This is a genomic window from Bacteroidales bacterium (genome assembly GCA_012517825.1).
Taxonomy (GTDB): Bacteria; Bacteroidota; Bacteroidia; order Bacteroidales; family JAAYUG01; genus JAAYUG01.
Window position 1 is genome coordinate 1 of sequence record JAAYUG010000033.1, and the last position, 15,684, is coordinate 15,684.

Genomic DNA, 15,684 nt, shown 5'->3' on the forward strand with positions numbered 1-15,684 from the left:
CTGTAAAGCCCACTGTGGATGTTTTGTTTCTTTCATAAATACGTATTTACGTATTACAAAGAAAAAACAAAAACTTTATATTTCAAAGTCTTTTATTAACATTTTTTCAACTAATACGTAATTTTATCGGAGTTACGGATTCATTTTCTATCATTCGTAAATATTTTTCTCTTAAATTCCGGTTTTTTGCCAAAATTCAGCAAAAGTCCAATCTCTTTATCTGTTGCCTTTAAATAGTTTATCAATTGCAATTCGTGTTCTTCAATTAAAAATTCGGCAGCTTTTAATTCAATAATTATAGTATCTTCAACGATAATATCAGCGAAGTATTCCCCCACAATCTCATCAGAATAATAAACTTTTATAGGTTTTTGTTTTTCAGCATTTATCCCGTTCTTTATTAATTCTATCATCATTGCATTTTCATATACCTTTTCAAGAAACCCAAAGCCAAGGGTATTATAAACCGTATAAAAACAGTTTATTATCTTATTGGTTAATTCTTTGTGCAATAATTCATTCATGCTTCGCAATTATTTAATGGCACACGGATAACACAGATTAGTCGGATTTAAACGGATTTTATCAGTGCATATCAGTGTCATCAGTGTCATCAGTGTGCTATTATTGGTTACTTTGAAACAAATTATAAGGAATTCCTACAAATTCTATCTGATTATCTAATAAATATTCCTCATCCAAAAAGCATGAAGGGGCATAAACAATCTGCTTTTTACCCGGTTACAGCTGTTTTATTTTTTCGGCAAGCGTTAAATTAAGTGCAAGGCGAGTCTATATAAATGCACTTAATTTTTACGGCAAACTGAGGCAAAAGTGCTTTTAAGGCAAGGAGGTTGTCGCCTTCAATAATCATATTGCCATTGGCTTTTTCGGGTTGGTAATGAAGTTCCGACACTTCGTCCAATGTGTGAAACGAAACAGCCAAATGGTGGTTCCAGATTATGTTTTTTCCTTTAAATTGTAAAATAGGCATAAGGCGTAAGTTATTAGTTATTAGCGTTTTTTGGATAATTTATGTTTAAAGATTTAATTAAACCGCTAAGTATTTTTGATATTTCGTTGGCTTGTTCGATTAACTTGCTTGCTTTATCTTTTTCCATATAATTTAAGCGAATAGCAAGATAAAGCATAGATTTAACTTCGCTGCATGAACCAATGGCTATATAAACAAAACGGGCAAAATCAGCATCAGTCTTTCTGTCAAATCCTTCAGCTATATTGTTTGATATTGAAACAACAGCTCTGCAAATCTGGTCTTTAAATCCAAAATCTTTTAACTTTTTAAACTCAGAATAAACCTGAACAGCAAAATCCTGTGCTTTTTGCCTTCCAATAATATCTTCAAACTTTTGAATTGCCATAATATATATTATTTTTCTTATTACTAACTCCTAACTCCTAACTCCTAATACCTAATGCCTAATACCCCTTACGCCTTACGCCTTTTATACTTAATCCTTTCTTCAGCCACTTTCAACGCTTCCAGCCCGAACTCTTCGTCTTCCAGTTCATATAGTATCTTTTCACTCAAAAAGTCAATAATTAGTTTGTTTGGATCCGCCTTATAGAGTTCAGCCAGTTTTAATACCAATTCTTTGGATAATTTCCTTTCTCCGCGCTCCATTTTGCTCAATATCGCTACATCAACATCTACCTGCATGGCAGCCTTTCGCAAAGATAATCCGGCTTGTTCTCTCAATTCTCTTAGTTTTTGTCCTAATGTTGACATTTTGTGTGTTGACTATTTATGTCAAAGTTAATATATTTTTGTGCGTTAGGCTCAAAAATTTTAAATTATTTATCAACACTTTATTATCAACGGGCGGGGCGGCAAAAAAACATGTGTTTGGCCGCGAAGGGAAGGTTGCAGGGATTGGCAGCCACACTCTTGCTTATGTGCGGTGGCATTTTCCCATTTTCTTCTATGTCTTTATGCGGCAAAAATTTCATTGTCATTCCGCAGTTTCGAGGAAAGTGATTTTTCTGTCTGTCAACGCCTTAATTGAAATAGATTCCCGGTTTATTTTCCGGGAAGATAAATTTCAACACCAGGAACATAGTTTTGATTTTCAATTCATTGTAAAAGGTGGTTCAATTTGATCCGGAACCGTCACTGTCCTTTGTTTAACACTGGTTAAATCAACCGCATCGGGGCATAAGTGTTTTATGATCTCTCCAACGAATCCCGGATCCATCTGTCCCAAAACCCTGTAAACTTTTGCCCTGCCAGAATAGCCAATAAAAGGGAACAGCAAAAAACAAGATGCATTGCGCCGAAGGCTTGCTTTGCATCCATAGTTACCACGAGAATCTTTTTGGCAGATAGAATATGGCTCTTACTGCTTGCTTCAATTATTATCTGTATATTTAACCTCGCATCTCTTCATCAGAATTTTTTGATTTGAGTTTGCTTACCGGGCCTTATTCATCCATTAAAAAAAACCATTATGAGCAGGAATTTCAATCCGAACCCTTCATCAGGAGCCGTTTACGGACTTGGTCTGATTGGTGCCGCCGTTTATTTTATCTCCCATGCAACCGGTTTCTGGATGGGAGTGCTGGGCTTTCTGAAAGCCATTGTATGGCCTGCATTTCTCATCTATGAAGCCATGAAACATCTGAACATGTAAAAGTTGACCCGGTTACAGGTACACTATTGCACAGCATTTATCCCAGGTACCAACTTTGTACCCGGACGCTCTGAGTTTCTGCCTATACCGATTTCCGAAATCAACGTAATGGAAGGCATGCTGAAACAAAATCCCGGCTGGTAAAGGGTATTTATTTGACACCGAGATTTGCCCGCAGTGTATCAAAAAAAGCATGCAGGCCGGGCGTATCTTTACTGCGGATCATCTGAATGAGCTGGTCAAGCTGGCCATGGATTTTTTCCACCTGCTCCAGGGTATAGGGGTTTAACAGGATTTCTGATAAAAGATAGTTGTCTTCCGAAAGAAGCCCTCTGGCAATGGCCATGTGTTTCATAAAAGTGGTACCCGGAGCATCCTGCTGTTTCATACAGGCAGCAAATACAAGGGTGGAGGCAAAGGGAACTGACAGGGAATACGCAATGGTCTGGTCATGTTCTTCGAAGGTATAGTAATGAATCTTCAGGCCAAAGGAACCATAAAACTTTTTGAAAAATTCCTGTCCCTCGCTGTCGCCTTCCGATATGATGATGGCATTCTCATGGCGCAATTCCTTTACATTGGCAAAGGTGGGCCCGAACATGGGATGGGTTGAAACATACCTTCTTCCGGTGCTCTGATAGAATTTCTTCAATCCGTTCTTTACCGAAGTGATATCGGAGATGATGCAATCTTCGGGCAATAAGGGTAAAACTTCCCTGAAGGCCGGCACGGTATGCTGCAGGCTTACGGCATTGATCATCAGTTCGGGCCTGAAGGATTGTATTTCTTCGGCAGAAATGAACCTGTGCGCATGAAAAAGGTACTTCAGCTTCGTCTTGTCCTTGTCATAAACGGCCACATCATGGTCCAGACAGAGTGACTCCACCAACCACGAACCCATCTTCCCTGCACCGGTAATCAAAATTTTCATAGAACGCAAGTCCTCATTTTGTTTTCGGATGAATAATACGATGTATCTTTTGTTCGATCAGCATAAGATCAGCCAGTACGACAGCAGTAACAGATTCAATCACCACAGGCACCCGCAGGGCGATGCAGGTATCGTGCCTTCCTTCAATTTTCAGATCGGTCATTTCTCCTGTTCTGAAATTCAAGGTATGCTGAACCTGAGAGGTACTGGAGGTTGGTTTAACGGCCACCCTGAATACCAGTTCATTACCGTTGGTAATGCCCCCGTTGATTCCTCCGGCGTTGTTGGTGCAGGTGGTACCGTCCCGGCCTACAAAGGCGTCATTGTGTTCACTGCCCCACATACGGGCCGCCCTGAACCCGGACCCGAATTCGATTCCCTTCATGGCGGGGACAGCAAAAACCGCATGGCTGATCAGGCTTTCCACCGAATCAAAAAAAGGTTCCCCCAGGCCGGCCGGAAGGTTTTGTACCCTGCATTCGACAATACCTCCGATAGAATCTTTCCGGGCGACGGCCTCTTCCACCGCCTTCTGAATGTCGGTTTTGCCTCCGGCTTCAATGAGGGAAGCACTGACTTCCACCGGATGAATGATCTTCTTTGCCACCACACCTGCCGCTACAAGCCCAAGGGTCAGACGTCCGGAAAAATGGCCGCCGCCCCTGTAATCTTCAAAACCTCCGAATTTGACTGATGCCGTATAATCAGCATGGCCCGGACGCGGGGTTTCCCGTAGTTGTGTATAATCCTGCGAACGGGTATTGGTATTTCTGAAAAGTACTGTCAATGGCGCTCCGGTGGTAAAACCGTTAAAAATTCCGCTCACCAGTTCCGGCCTATCTTCTTCCTGACGGGGCGTTGTGCCCAACGAACCGGCTTTCCGCCGCGAAAGATCGGGCAGGAAATCATCGGGCTCCAGAGGTATTCCGGCAGGACAACCATCCAGAACGACGCCGACAGACGAACCGTGTGATTCTCCGAAAATATGCATCCTGAATAGTCTTCCGAAACTGTTCATAGAGAAATCATTGTGGTTGCTTTGCCTCAGTATGTATCCCCAGGATGGTGAGAATCTGTTCCATTGCCTGCCTTGTCAGCTGTCCGGGTGCCGTTTGTTTTCCGCCCACCAGCGATGCAAAAGTAAATTCCGAACCAAGCGACAGGGCAGCAATCCGCGACAAAGGGCCAAACAGCCCCATGCCCACAATGACCTTCCGGCCCTTATAATAATACAACTGGAACAAACGAAGCAGGGCTTCACGGTCATTCACCATGCAGGCAATTTTGGCGATATCGGCTCCGGCACAATAGCACAGTTCGAGATTTTTTTCGAGCCGGCTTATTACCGGTGTGTCGAGGTAGTCGTGAAAGGAAATAATGACCTGGCAATTGCGTTTTCTTGCCACCTTAATTATTTCGTTCCGGTAATCAGAAGGGGCTTCGAGTTCAATATCAACATAGGCAGCTCCTGATTCGACGGCACGGATGAGCATCTCTTTCCGCAGTGCGTCATCATGATTTCCCGGGCGGCAGGTAGCGATGATCCGGTTTCCTGAGGAAAACAGCTTTGTGATCTGTTCGGGAGAAAAAGAAGCCTGGTCAAGCCGGATTTCGCTGAAAGGCTCCCTGCGGACCGCCGCAAGGCAGTTTTCGAACGATGATTCTGCAATACTAACGCAAATCATGGAGGTGTTGTTTTAATTCGGTATAGGGCATCGGCATTGTTACGGCCTCGCCGATACGGCGTAAAAGTACAAGAAACATTTGTTCCTTTTCTTTTTTCTTATCCCGCGACATTGCATCCACCAGATCATCAGGAGGAACGGGAGAAAGCAGGGGCAATCCCACGCCGCTGAGCAACTGCTGAAGCCGCAGGGCTGTTCCGGCCGGTGCCGTTCCTGTTTTTTCCGACAATTTTGCCGCCATCACCATACCAACAGAAACGGCTTCCCCGTGCGATATTCCTGTAACTTTCTCCAGAGCATGACCAAATGTATGGCCAAAGTTAAGAATTCTCCGGAGGTTTCTCTCTTTCTCGTCCAGTTCCACCACCTCTGCTTTAATTTTTACCGAGCGGTAAATCATTTGCTCCAGAGCCTCAGGATCATGATTCAACGCAGCTTTGTAATTGGCTTCCAGCCAGGAAAAGAAGCTTTCATCCCTGATGGCAGCTGCTTTGATCACTTCAGCAAACCCTGTTATAAATTCATGGTTATCAAGTGTTTTCAGTATGGAGGGGTCACACAGCACAAAGTCGGGCTGACGGAAAACGCCAACCATGTTTTTATATCCCCTGAAATTGATGCCGTTTTTGCCTCCCACACTGGCATCGACCTGTGAAAGCAGGGAGGTGGAGATAAAGCCAAACCGCAAACCGCGCATATAGATCGAAGCAGCAAAGCCGGTAATGTCGCAGACAATTCCTCCGCCGATTCCCAGAACAAAGGTACTCCTGTCGGCATTCAGCCGGATCAGTTTATCGATGATGTACTCCAGGGTTTCGAATGTCTTGTTTCGTTCTCCCGGTTTAATGACAATAACCGGCCATTGTCTGATGAATGCCCTGTAATGCTCGTAAACATTCTTATCTGTAACTGCTATAACCCGTGCATCAGGCAGATACTTTCCAACCTGGTTGTATGATTCGCCCAGCAATACCTGTGACTGGTGATTTCCGGTACGAATAATCAACGTTTCCATAATTTTTGCATCTCACTTTTGCGTCGTATCTGAAACTGGTTCATCCTGTTTATTCATCACGGCTGTCTGATGATTGATGGATTCCTGGTGAATGGCTTCGAAGATTTTGGTTACAAATTCCATGCTAAGGCCTTTTTCCAGTCCCTGTTTCACACGGTTGGTAATAATTTCATCCCACCGGCGGGTTTGCAAGATAGTAATATTATTTTTCCGTTTGTACTCTCCTATTTTTTCAGAGATTCCCATTCTTCTTTCCAGGAGGTTCATCAGCTGATCATCATACTGGTCGATTTGTTCCCTGAGTTCATCGAGGGTAACCCTGGCAAGTGCATCGACTTCCTGGTGGCGCAAAACAAGCCGGGAAAGGAGAAGCTTCAGCTGGTCCGGTGTTATTTGCTGTTTGGCATCACTGAGGGCATTGTCGGGATCAGGGTGCGTTTCAATAATCAGTCCGTCAAAGTTCAGGTCCATTGCCTGCTGTGAAACCTGCAGGAGGTTTTCCCTGTTTCCGCAGATATGGCTGGGATCGGTAATAATGGTCAGTTCCGGATACCTGCGTTTAAGTTCAATAGGGATCTGCCATTGGGGGTGGTTTCGGTAAGCCGTTTGTTCGTATTTGGAGAAGCCCCTGTGAATGACGCCCAGCCGGCGGATTCCGGAATGATAGAGACGTTCGATAGCGCCAATCCATAACTCAAGGTCCGGATTCACCGGATTCTTAATGAGCACAGGAATATCCACTCCCTTAAGGGTATCGGCAATTTCCTGAACGGCAAAGGGATTGGCGGTAGTCCGGGCGCCAATCCACACAATATCAATTCCTCCCCGGAGGGCTTCGTATACATGTTTAACATTGGCAACTTCCGTTGCAACGTACATGCCTGTCTCTTCCTTTACGCGCCGGAGCCAGGGAAGAGCGGCTGAGCCATGCCCTTCAAAGGCATTCGGGCGTGTTCTCGGTTTCCATAATCCGGACCGGAAAATCCGTATGCCCATTTGCGATAATGAACGTGCCACTGTCAGCACCTGTTCTTCGGATTCCGCACTGCACGGCCCGGCAATTATCAGAGGCCTCTCCTCCGAAACCCCCGGTAGTCTGAATGGTTCAATTTTCATATTCACGCGTTTTATCCTGTAACTGATTTTCCTTTTTCGTATTCACCCAATATGGTAAGATCGCTTGTAAAAGGCCTTATGGCTTCAAGTGACTGCAAATACAAACGATAGTCAGTAAACATCATATCCACATAAAAATGGTATTCCCAGTCTCTGCCCGGTATGGGCATGGACTGTATCTTGGTCAGGTTCATGTTATAATACGACAGGATGGACAAAATCTTTGAAAGCCCTCCGATTTCATGTGCAAGGGAAAAAGAAACCGATGATTTGTTGATGCGCCCGTTCCCTTTAATATTGCCGTTGGTATCCTTGACAATAAGGAAACGCGTGTAATTCATTTTGTTGCTTTCAATCCCTTCGGCCAGGATTTCCAGATTGTATTTTTCAGCAGCGTACTTGCTGGCAATGGCGCCTACTCCCCTGAGCTGTTTTTCGGCTATTTCCTTTGCACTGATGGCGGTATCGATGCTATCTACCAGTCTGATATGGGGATAGTTGCCAAAAAACTGCTGTGACTGCAGTATCGCCATAGGATGGGAAAAAACCTCGCTGAGATCGCTGATGGACTGGCCCGGAAGTGCAACAAGGTTGAGGGTAATCTGAAGGTAAATTTCGCCGATGATCTTCATACCCGATTCCTTAAGAATGGTATAATTGGGGAGGATACTTCCGGCCAGGGAATTTTCGATGGCCATTATTCCCACGTCAGCTTCCCTTGCCTTCAGCGATGCAAACAAGTCCTTGAACGTATCATTGGGTATGATTTCTATCGGCTGGTTTTCAAAGTAAAGGCGGGCGGCAATGTCATGAAATGCTCCAAAACCACCCTGAATGGCAATCCGCAATGTTTTGTTTTTCGTTAATGAATCCATAGCAACTATATTTAAAAAAAAATCCCGGATACTGTCCGGGATTATCACAAAACGCCTTCTGCGTGTCCAGATAATCCCGTCACGTTATTCCAAAAAAATAAAAATAAAAACCCGATGTAATTTTCCTCTTCATTCTTCAAGAGCTTTATCAGACGCAAATATAATATATTGAAGTCAGAATTGCAAAAAATATTTATACTTGTGGTATAACAACCCTATTTAGTATGACACGCAGGGAGCGTTTTGAGAGGTTCATTGCCTATTTTTCGGAGACAATGCCGGTAGCTGAAACGGAGCTTTTGTATAAGGATCCCTATCAGTTGCTGGTAGCTGTAATCCTTTCGGCCCAATGCACCGACAAAAGAGTTAATCTGATTACCCCTGCGTTTTTCAGGCGTTTCCCCGACGTGTTTGCCCTGGCCAAAGCATCCGAAAAAGAGGTATTTCCCTTCATCAGTACCTGCTCTTATCCCAACAGCAAAGCAAGGTATCTGGTTGGCATGGCCAGAACAGTAGTGGACAATTTCAACGGCACGATACCGGAAGATCCGGATCAACTGCAGAAAATTCCCGGAGTAGGAAGAAAGACAGCGCACGTTATGGCCTCTGTTTTATACAACCGTCCGGTGCTGGCTGTTGACACCCATGTATTCCGCGTAGCTGCCCGTCTGGGACTTACATACAGGGCAAAGAATCCCCTGCAGACCGAACGGCAGTTAGTGGAGTTCATCCCCGAAGACCTCATTCCCAAAGCCCATCATTGGTTAATACTTCACGGACGGTATATCTGTCAGGCACGAAAGCCCAAATGCCATCAATGCGGACTTACCGATATCTGCAAATATTATAACCGGCAAAATAAACCGGCTTGATAAAGCATACAATCAAGCTCAAAATGTTTTATTATTTTTGACCGTAAAGCGTTTTTCAGTTATGCGTACCATTGCAGGGATTCTGATTATTGCAGGGCTGGCCATGATCCCCTCCTCCTTTTCCCTGAAGCGGATTGACTACAGGGAAAGCCGGAATAAAAATGTGTGCAAGGTTCTGAAAGGAGATGTACTGCTGTACTTTGTTTTTGTTGACAACAAAGAAACTGCGCCCTGGACTGAATTTGATATCCGGACCACCCTTGATTCCATTGCAACGGCAGTAAAGTGGCTGCACAACCAGGCTGCAGCAGCAGGAGTTCCCCTGCGAATAAAAACGGATTATTATATAGGTAAGGAATATTCCACCGTAAGCAGAAATCTGACGTATGGTACGGTAAGCAAAACCATCGAAAAACTGGGGCTCAGAAAAGGGCTGGAAGAGCTGAATACCTGGGGCGACAATGTGGCCAAGAGGGTTGGAAGCGCCTATGTAATGCCTGAAAAAGACGGGATTCCCGAAATCAAAAATCCCAGGAACAAGGAAAGGCTGGTTGCCTTTTTACGCGACGACCACGCTGTGGAAAGTGTTGCCCTTCTGTTTTTCCTCAATAATTATTTCCGGGTTGATATATCGCTGCAGGTGAACACCTTCGATACAAATGATGTTGAGTTTGGGATAGTCAGTTACAAATACCCTTCGGAAATTGCCCACAATTTTCTGCATCTTTTCGGGGCAGCCGATCTGTATAAAACTCCTTTCCGCAAGAGTGAACGCAAAATCCGGCTGGCCAAGAATGAGTTTCCTGACGATATTATGCAGGATCCTTATGGAAGGAGCATTGAAAGCATGTCCATCGGACCATTGACCCGTTATCTCATTGGATGGACCGATTCGCTCGACCCCGCCTATGCCGATCTGTTAACCGACCGGACATACTGACAACAAAATCCCATTCAATGCATTTATTAAACTTCACGGTACAGGAAAAGGAAGACATCTGGTTAATCCTGCCAGAATAAAGTAAAAGCACAGCTTAATGCACAATTTCTTTGAACAAACATTTTCAGAAACTTATGATCACTCCGCCTCAATTTTAACCACCTACTATTTTTTTTATTCAAAAAATTTGTACTTTTACTCAACTAAGTCAAACAACGACCTTTAAACCCTAACCCTATGTGGCTGCGAAATATTTCTGTCAAAACCGGTTCCTTTCTCGGCTTGCTGCTCGCACTTGCCATGATGACCGGATGCCGGTCAGAAGGGAGTAAGAATACCAGTAACGAACAAAATACCGTAGATCTTACTGCCGGAGATGAGATATTTGAAGACCTGAACGAAGCGAAAAAAGTCTTTTACTCGCTCCCCTCCCCGCTTGAAACAGCAGTTTTGCTGAAATCAGCCGGAGCCAAGTACAATGAAAGTCTTCTGAACCCCTTATCCAACGCCAATAACTATACTACCAACAGGCAGATGGCGCTGAACCTGGGAATTTTCTCGACCGACCTCAGTTTTGCCAGTCTTTTTGACCAGACGCAGACTTCCATCAATTATATGCAGGCCGCTAAAAAGATGGCCGATGGTCTGGGCATCCTTGATGCCATCGATCAGACCACCATCGATCGCCTGGAAGAAAACGTGAACAACCGGGATGAACTGATGAATATTATCTCCGAAACACTCATGTCGTCCAATTCCTTCCTGCTGGAAAACGAACGCAAAGCAGTGGCAAGCATCGTACTGGTGGGCGGCTGGGTAGAAGGACTCTATATTGCCACTCAGCTCGTGGGAAAAAGCCCGGTGAAAGAAAATAAACTCGTAGAGAGGATTGTGGAACAAAAGTTCTCGCTCGAAATTGTATTGCGACTTCTTGAAGAAAACAAAGATAACCCTGATGTTGAAAGCATTCTTGAACAAATGAATGATCTGAAAAAAACCTTCGACAAGATTACCATCAAAACCTCTGCCATCACGCCGGTAGAAGATCCCAAAACCAATGTAACACTCCTCAAATCCAAATCGGAAATTCAGATCACACAGGAAATATTTGACGAACTGCGCGAGAAGGCTAAAAACATCAGAACCAACTTTACATTATAAATACCGCGACGTATGAAAAAAGTCTTACAAGCAACCCTTGCTATAGCAATTCTGGTCATGGTACCCCTCAATGGGAATGCTCAATGTAAAGGATTCGCCAAGAAAATCTGCAAGCTTGAACTTACTCCCTATATTCATGATGGCAATTTCCACGCCGCTGTTCTTGTTGAAGGAGAAGAAGCAGAACTTTACAAAACCTTTTATTCTGACCAGGAATACCGTATTGCCATCTGCGGATCAGATGCACTGCCTCCCATCGAATTCAAAGTAATTGATGCCAACAAAAACGTTCTGTACGACAACAAGAAGAATAACTATGCCAAAACATGGGATTTCAAGCTTGAGTCGAGCCAGCAGCTGAAAATCTATGTAAAGGTGCCTTCCTCAGGGTCAAGCCCTGATGCAATCCAGCAGGGTTGCGTTGCTATTATGTTTGGATTCAAAGAGAAGTAACCTGCTTTAGCTTTTTCCGGAGATATTTCCCTGTATACGATTGTTCACAGGCAGCAACCGTTTCAGGTGTCCCTTCACAAACCACCATTCCTCCCCTGTTGCCGCTTTCCGGGCCAAGATCAATTATCCAGTCAGCACATTTAATGACTTCCATATTGTGTTCTATCACAATGATGGAATTACCATGTTCTATCAGAGCCTGAAAGGCGTCCAGCAGTTTTCTGATATCATGGAAATGAAGGCCGGTAGTAGGTTCATCAAAAATGAAAACAGTACCTCCTTCTGCATTTTCATGGCTCAGAAAGGATGCCAGCTTAACCCTCTGGCTTTCACCGCCGCTGAGGGTACTGGACGACTGTCCCAGCTTAATGTATCCAAGACCCACATCGGCAAGCGGCCGGAGTTTCTCCACAACCCGCCTGCTCATGGTATTCTTCGACTGGCCGAAGAAAGCAATAGCCTCATCAACCGTCATTTCCAGTACATCGTATATGTTAGCTCCCTGGTAAGTTACCTCCAGCACATCTTCCTTAAAACGCTTTCCCTGGCAACTTTCGCAGACAAGGGTCACATCGGCCATAAACTGCATTTCGATGTGGATAACTCCCTCTCCCTGGCATTCTTCGCAGCGCCCTCCTTCCACGTTGAAAGAAAAATGAGAAGGATTCAGCCGGTAATGTTCGGCAACGGGCTGGGCAGCATACAATTTTCTGATTTCGTCCCAGGCCTTGATGTAGGTAACCGGATTGGAGCGGCTTGATCGTCCGATGGGATTCTGGTCAACCATCTCAACCGACCTGATGGCACCGATGTCTCCTTTTATTGTTCCGAACTGACCGGTTTTCTCGGCCGAATCATGGATCATTCTTTTCAGGGCAGGGTACAGAATATCGCATACAAGGGAAGATTTTCCCGAGCCGCTGACGCCGGTTACCACGGTCAGAATGTTCAAAGGAAACCTGACATCGATGTTCTTCAGATTGTTTTCCCTGGCTCCTGTAATTTCGATATAACTATTCCATTTTCTTCTCCTGGCCGGGACGGGAATCTCTTTCCTGCCCGTGAGATAGTCGGCGGTATAGCTGTTCTGACACGTTTCCAGTTCCTTATGGGTTCCGCAGAACATAATTTCTCCTCCCAGTCGCCCGGCACCGGGACCAATGTCAACAACGGTGTCGGCGGCCCTGATGATCTCTTCATCATGCTCAACCACCAGAACGGTATTGCCCGAATCACGCAGTTGTTTCAATACATGAATCAGCAGTCCGGTATCACGGGGATGCAGACCGATACTCGGTTCGTCAAGGATGTACAGGGAACCGGTCAGATTGCTTCCCAGCTGGGTAGCCAGACGAATCCGCTGTGATTCCCCTCCGGAAAGAGTTGATGACAAACGGTTAAGGGTTAGATAACCCAGCCCCACCTCTTCAAGGTACTGCAAGCGGCTCATAATTTCTTCGAGCAGCCGGGCGCTGATTTCACGTTCGTGTGCCGACAGACGAAGGGAACGGAAAAAAGTTGTCACTTCATTCAAAGGAAGCCGGACAAGTTCAGGAAGGCTTTTCCCGCCGATTTTTACCCACTCAGCCTGTTTTTTGAGCCGCATGCCTTTGCATTCAGGACATACCGTTCTTCCCCTGTACCTGGAAAGCAATACCCTGTATTGAATTTTGTATTTTTTCTCCTCAACATGCTGAAAAAAGGCATTGATGCCGGGAAAATATTTATTTCCTTCCCACAAAACCCGTTTTTGTTCCTCTGTAAGCTGATAATAGGGTTTATGAATGGGAAAACCGAATTTGTCGGCCTGCATGATCAGCCTTTCTTTCCAACGCTTCATTTTTTCGCCCTTCCAGCAGGCAATCGCATCTTCATATACAGAAAGGCCTTTATCGGGCACAACGAGATTTTCATCAATTCCGATGATGCTTCCATACCCTTCGCATACCGGGCAGGCGCCAACAGGACTATTGAAACTGAACATAAGTTCGGTAGGTTCCTCAAAACTGATTCCATCTGCTTCAAAGCGGTCGGAAAAATGTTCATTGATAGTCTGTTTTCCCTCCTCACCCGACATGATCCAGCACTCACCGTGCCCAAGAGTAAAGGCTGTCTGAACGGAATCACCGTAACGGGTTACTGAATCGGCATCATGCCCTACCACAAAACGGTCGATAACCATGCGTGTGCAGGAAGGCTGAAGCTTCTGCAGGTCTTCTTCTTCCATTTCTTCAATCAGCATGGCTTTGTCGCCGCAGATAAGCCGGGTAATTCCCTGCTGCAGAAGAAGACGGAGCATCTGCGGCAAATCTTTCTGTCCGTATGCTGGCAATGGGCATGCCAGAATCAATCTGGTTCCTTCCGGTTGCTGAAGAATGAAATCAACCACATCGGTAACGGAATGTTTCTTAACCAGCTTCCCGCTCACGGGTGAATAGGTTTTCCCTATCCGGGCATAGAGCAGCTTGAGGTAATCATAAATTTCCGTTGTGGTCCCTACGGTTGATCTTGGATTATGTGCACCCTGCTTCTGGGAAATGGCAATAGCCGGAGGGAGACCCTTGATGACATCCACCTCAGGCTTTTGAATGCGCCCGAGAAACTGGCGGGCATAGGCCGAAAGACTCTCCACATAGCGACGCTGGCCTTCGGCATATATTGTATCAAAAGCCAGGGAAGATTTTCCGGAACCCGATAATCCTGTAATAACAATGAGTCTGTCCCGGTCGAGGGTAAGGTTCACCGATTTCAGGTTGTTAACCCTGGCGCCTTTTATAATTATCTTCCCTTCTGACGCAACCTCTGGCATTATTTTTGCATCTTTATTCAAAAATTCGTACCTTTAACAAAAATTAAGATCAGCAAAAGTATACTATTTGAAAGAATAAGTAACTTGGCAAGGTTATAAACGTATAAACTAAAAGAAAAAGGAGGGCTGCCTATCGACTGAATGTTACCCGGACCAATAAACGGGAGGGAATTGTGAAAACAATAACCAATGCAACTGATCAACAGCTGGTTGAGCTGTTCGGGTCAGGTAATATGGCAGCACTTGAAGTTCTGATCAACCGACACCGCAAAAAAGTATATTCCTACATTTTCATGCAGGTGCGCAATCAGGCTCTTGCCGAAGACCTTTTTCAGGAAACCTTTATCAAGGTAATAACTTCCATAAAAACAGACCGCTACCAGGATCACGGCAAATTCCTGTCATGGGTTATCCGAATTGCCCATAACCTGATCATTGATCACTACCGGAAGTCAAAACAGCTCAACACAGTATCAAACGATGACTTTGAAGGGCAATTGTTCAATTCAAGAAAATTTTCGGATGTAACCACTGAAGAAATTCTCATCAGAGACCAGATCCATAACGATGTACGCTCTCTGATCGATTACCTGCCCGAAGATCAGAAACAGGTAGTACTGTTGCGGCATTACGCAGGAATGAGTTTCAAAGAAATAGCCGAAGTCACCAACGTAAGTATCAATACAGCCCTCGGGCGCATGCGGTACGCACTGATTAACCTGCGCAAACTGATCAACGAAAAAAACATCATACTTACTGTATGACTCAGGAAAGGTGGGTATGCCATGGAATGAACTGTTCCGTGCTTTGCCTCTGGTATCCTGCCGGAGACGATGATTCCTGCACCTGATGGTTACAAATTTGTGACAGGCAGCTTCGTTTTCCGCACGATTTATCCTTTGGCAACTGCATAAAGAATCGGATAACAATGAGCGGTGGTCAGATTCCAAGTTTTTTAGCCTGAAAATTTCTATTCCTTGAGTCAGGTCAGTATACTATTCTGACCGATTTCCCGTTATTAAAGTGAACCAACAAATTGTGCCGATGAAACAATGCTCTACTCTGATCATCAAGGTAAATATTAACGGAGAAGACGAAGAAATGACTGCCGGGGATGCTGATGAGATATCGTTGAATTCATTGAACCCGGCCTTTCTCCGGGAAGTGCTTCCGGAA

General features: G+C 44.8%; 17 protein-coding genes. 6 read left to right on the forward strand and 11 right to left on the reverse strand.

Going from position 1 to position 15,684, the window contains the following annotated elements; translation table 11 throughout:
* Nucleotides 1-140 precede the first annotated feature (140 nt).
* The 4 genes from GX419_02420 to GX419_02435 form a co-directional block, all read right to left on the reverse strand.
* Nucleotides 141-524: a GxxExxY protein gene (locus tag GX419_02420; GenBank protein NLI23548.1), complete on the reverse strand. Its 384-nt coding sequence runs from the start codon at nucleotides 522-524 to the stop codon at nucleotides 141-143.
* Between the two features lie 251 nt (nucleotides 525-775).
* A complete protein-coding gene (locus tag GX419_02425) occupies nucleotides 776-994 on the reverse strand; it encodes a hypothetical protein (GenBank protein ID NLI23549.1) in 219 nt (72 codons plus the stop codon).
* 13 nt (nucleotides 995-1,007) lie between these two features.
* Nucleotides 1,008-1,385 (reverse strand): four helix bundle protein, encoded by a 378-nt coding sequence (locus tag GX419_02430; GenBank protein NLI23550.1) that lies wholly within the window; start codon nucleotides 1,383-1,385, stop codon nucleotides 1,008-1,010.
* Between the two features lie 65 nt (nucleotides 1,386-1,450).
* Nucleotides 1,451-1,750, reverse strand: coding sequence for a helix-turn-helix domain-containing protein (locus GX419_02435; protein NLI23551.1), 300 nt, complete (start codon nucleotides 1,748-1,750; stop codon nucleotides 1,451-1,453).
* Nucleotides 1,751-2,468: 718 nt separating this feature from the next.
* Between GX419_02435 and GX419_02440 the strand changes: the two genes are divergently transcribed.
* Nucleotides 2,469-2,651, forward strand: coding sequence for a hypothetical protein (locus GX419_02440; protein ID NLI23552.1), 183 nt, complete (start codon nucleotides 2,469-2,471; stop codon nucleotides 2,649-2,651).
* A 151-nt stretch (nucleotides 2,652-2,802) separates the two neighbouring features.
* Here GX419_02440 and GX419_02445 read toward each other — a convergent pair whose 3' ends face one another.
* From GX419_02445 to GX419_02470, 6 genes are read right to left on the reverse strand one after another with little or no spacing between them, the layout of a single operon-like run.
* A complete protein-coding gene (locus tag GX419_02445; GenBank protein NLI23553.1) occupies nucleotides 2,803-3,582 on the reverse strand; it encodes a prephenate dehydrogenase in 780 nt (259 codons plus the stop codon).
* A 13-nt stretch (nucleotides 3,583-3,595) separates the two neighbouring features.
* Entirely contained in the window at nucleotides 3,596-4,600 is a 1,005-nt protein-coding gene (locus GX419_02450; protein ID NLI23554.1) for a chorismate synthase, read from the reverse strand.
* A 7-nt stretch (nucleotides 4,601-4,607) separates the two neighbouring features.
* A complete protein-coding gene (locus GX419_02455) occupies nucleotides 4,608-5,267 on the reverse strand; it encodes a type I 3-dehydroquinate dehydratase (protein NLI23555.1) in 660 nt (219 codons plus the stop codon).
* On the reverse strand, nucleotides 5,254-6,282 hold the full coding sequence (gene aroB, locus GX419_02460) for a 3-dehydroquinate synthase (protein NLI23556.1): 1,029 nt from the start codon (nucleotides 6,280-6,282) through the stop codon (nucleotides 5,254-5,256). Before aroB ends, GX419_02455 begins: the two co-directional genes overlap by 14 nt.
* 12 nt (nucleotides 6,283-6,294) lie before the next feature.
* The gene (locus GX419_02465; protein NLI23557.1) at nucleotides 6,295-7,398 is read right to left on the reverse strand and encodes a bifunctional 3-deoxy-7-phosphoheptulonate synthase/chorismate mutase type II; all 1,104 of its coding nucleotides are present in this window, start codon (nucleotides 7,396-7,398) and stop codon (nucleotides 6,295-6,297) included.
* 11 nt (nucleotides 7,399-7,409) lie between these two features.
* Complete coding sequence (locus GX419_02470; protein NLI23558.1) at nucleotides 7,410-8,273, reverse strand: prephenate dehydratase; 864 nt, start codon at nucleotides 8,271-8,273, stop codon at nucleotides 7,410-7,412.
* A 224-nt stretch (nucleotides 8,274-8,497) separates the two neighbouring features.
* Here GX419_02470 and nth point away from each other — a divergent pair, with 224 nt between their 5' ends.
* The 4 genes from nth (at nucleotide 8,498) to GX419_02490 (ending at nucleotide 11,699) form a co-directional block, all read left to right on the forward strand.
* Nucleotides 8,498-9,145 carry an endonuclease III gene (nth, locus tag GX419_02475; protein ID NLI23559.1) on the forward strand — a complete coding sequence of 216 codons (648 nt, stop codon included), beginning with the start codon at nucleotides 8,498-8,500 and terminating at the stop codon, nucleotides 9,143-9,145.
* A gap of 61 nt (nucleotides 9,146-9,206) precedes the next feature.
* Entirely contained in the window at nucleotides 9,207-10,085 is an 879-nt protein-coding gene (locus tag GX419_02480) for a hypothetical protein (GenBank protein NLI23560.1), read from the forward strand.
* Nucleotides 10,086-10,322: 237 nt separating this feature from the next.
* Nucleotides 10,323-11,246: a hypothetical protein gene (locus tag GX419_02485; GenBank protein NLI23561.1), complete on the forward strand. Its 924-nt coding sequence runs from the start codon at nucleotides 10,323-10,325 to the stop codon at nucleotides 11,244-11,246.
* Nucleotides 11,247-11,258: 12 nt separating this feature from the next.
* Nucleotides 11,259-11,699, forward strand: coding sequence for a hypothetical protein (locus GX419_02490; GenBank protein NLI23562.1), 441 nt, complete (start codon nucleotides 11,259-11,261; stop codon nucleotides 11,697-11,699).
* Here GX419_02490 and uvrA read toward each other — a convergent pair.
* The gene (gene uvrA / locus GX419_02495) at nucleotides 11,686-14,508 is read right to left on the reverse strand and encodes an excinuclease ABC subunit UvrA (protein ID NLI23563.1); all 2,823 of its coding nucleotides are present in this window, start codon (nucleotides 14,506-14,508) and stop codon (nucleotides 11,686-11,688) included. The two genes, GX419_02490 and uvrA, sit on opposite strands and share 14 nt — an antisense overlap.
* 173 nt (nucleotides 14,509-14,681) lie before the next feature.
* On the opposite strand from uvrA, the gene GX419_02500 reads away from it, so the two are divergent.
* Entirely contained in the window at nucleotides 14,682-15,272 is a 591-nt protein-coding gene (locus tag GX419_02500; protein ID NLI23564.1) for a sigma-70 family RNA polymerase sigma factor, read from the forward strand.
* Nucleotides 15,273-15,684 lie beyond the last annotated feature (412 nt).

Excerpts from the sequence above, each read along its gene's own strand:
- GX419_02420 (NLI23548.1), bottom strand. The coding sequence starts at position 524 with ATGAATGAATTATTGCACAAAGAATTAACCAATAAGATAATAAACTGT.
- GX419_02425 (NLI23549.1), bottom strand. The coding sequence starts at position 994 with ATGCCTATTTTACAATTTAAAGGAAAAAACATAATCTGGAACCACCAT.
- GX419_02435 (NLI23551.1), bottom strand. The coding sequence starts at position 1,750 with ATGTCAACATTAGGACAAAAACTAAGAGAATTGAGAGAACAAGCCGGA.
- GX419_02440 (NLI23552.1), top strand. The coding sequence starts at position 2,469 with ATGAGCAGGAATTTCAATCCGAACCCTTCATCAGGAGCCGTTTACGGA.
- GX419_02445 (NLI23553.1), bottom strand. The coding sequence starts at position 3,582 with ATGAAAATTTTGATTACCGGTGCAGGGAAGATGGGTTCGTGGTTGGTG.
- GX419_02450 (NLI23554.1), bottom strand. The coding sequence starts at position 4,600 with ATGAACAGTTTCGGAAGACTATTCAGGATGCATATTTTCGGAGAATCA.
- GX419_02455 (NLI23555.1), bottom strand. The coding sequence starts at position 5,267 with ATGATTTGCGTTAGTATTGCAGAATCATCGTTCGAAAACTGCCTTGCG.
- aroB (NLI23556.1), bottom strand. The coding sequence starts at position 6,282 with ATGGAAACGTTGATTATTCGTACCGGAAATCACCAGTCACAGGTATTG.
- GX419_02465 (NLI23557.1), bottom strand. The coding sequence starts at position 7,398 with ATGAAAATTGAACCATTCAGACTACCGGGGGTTTCGGAGGAGAGGCCT.
- GX419_02470 (NLI23558.1), bottom strand. The coding sequence starts at position 8,273 with ATGGATTCATTAACGAAAAACAAAACATTGCGGATTGCCATTCAGGGT.
- nth (NLI23559.1), top strand. The coding sequence starts at position 8,498 with ATGACACGCAGGGAGCGTTTTGAGAGGTTCATTGCCTATTTTTCGGAG.
- GX419_02480 (NLI23560.1), top strand. The coding sequence starts at position 9,207 with ATGCGTACCATTGCAGGGATTCTGATTATTGCAGGGCTGGCCATGATC.
- GX419_02485 (NLI23561.1), top strand. The coding sequence starts at position 10,323 with ATGTGGCTGCGAAATATTTCTGTCAAAACCGGTTCCTTTCTCGGCTTG.
- GX419_02490 (NLI23562.1), top strand. The coding sequence starts at position 11,259 with ATGAAAAAAGTCTTACAAGCAACCCTTGCTATAGCAATTCTGGTCATG.
- uvrA (NLI23563.1), bottom strand. The coding sequence starts at position 14,508 with ATGCCAGAGGTTGCGTCAGAAGGGAAGATAATTATAAAAGGCGCCAGG.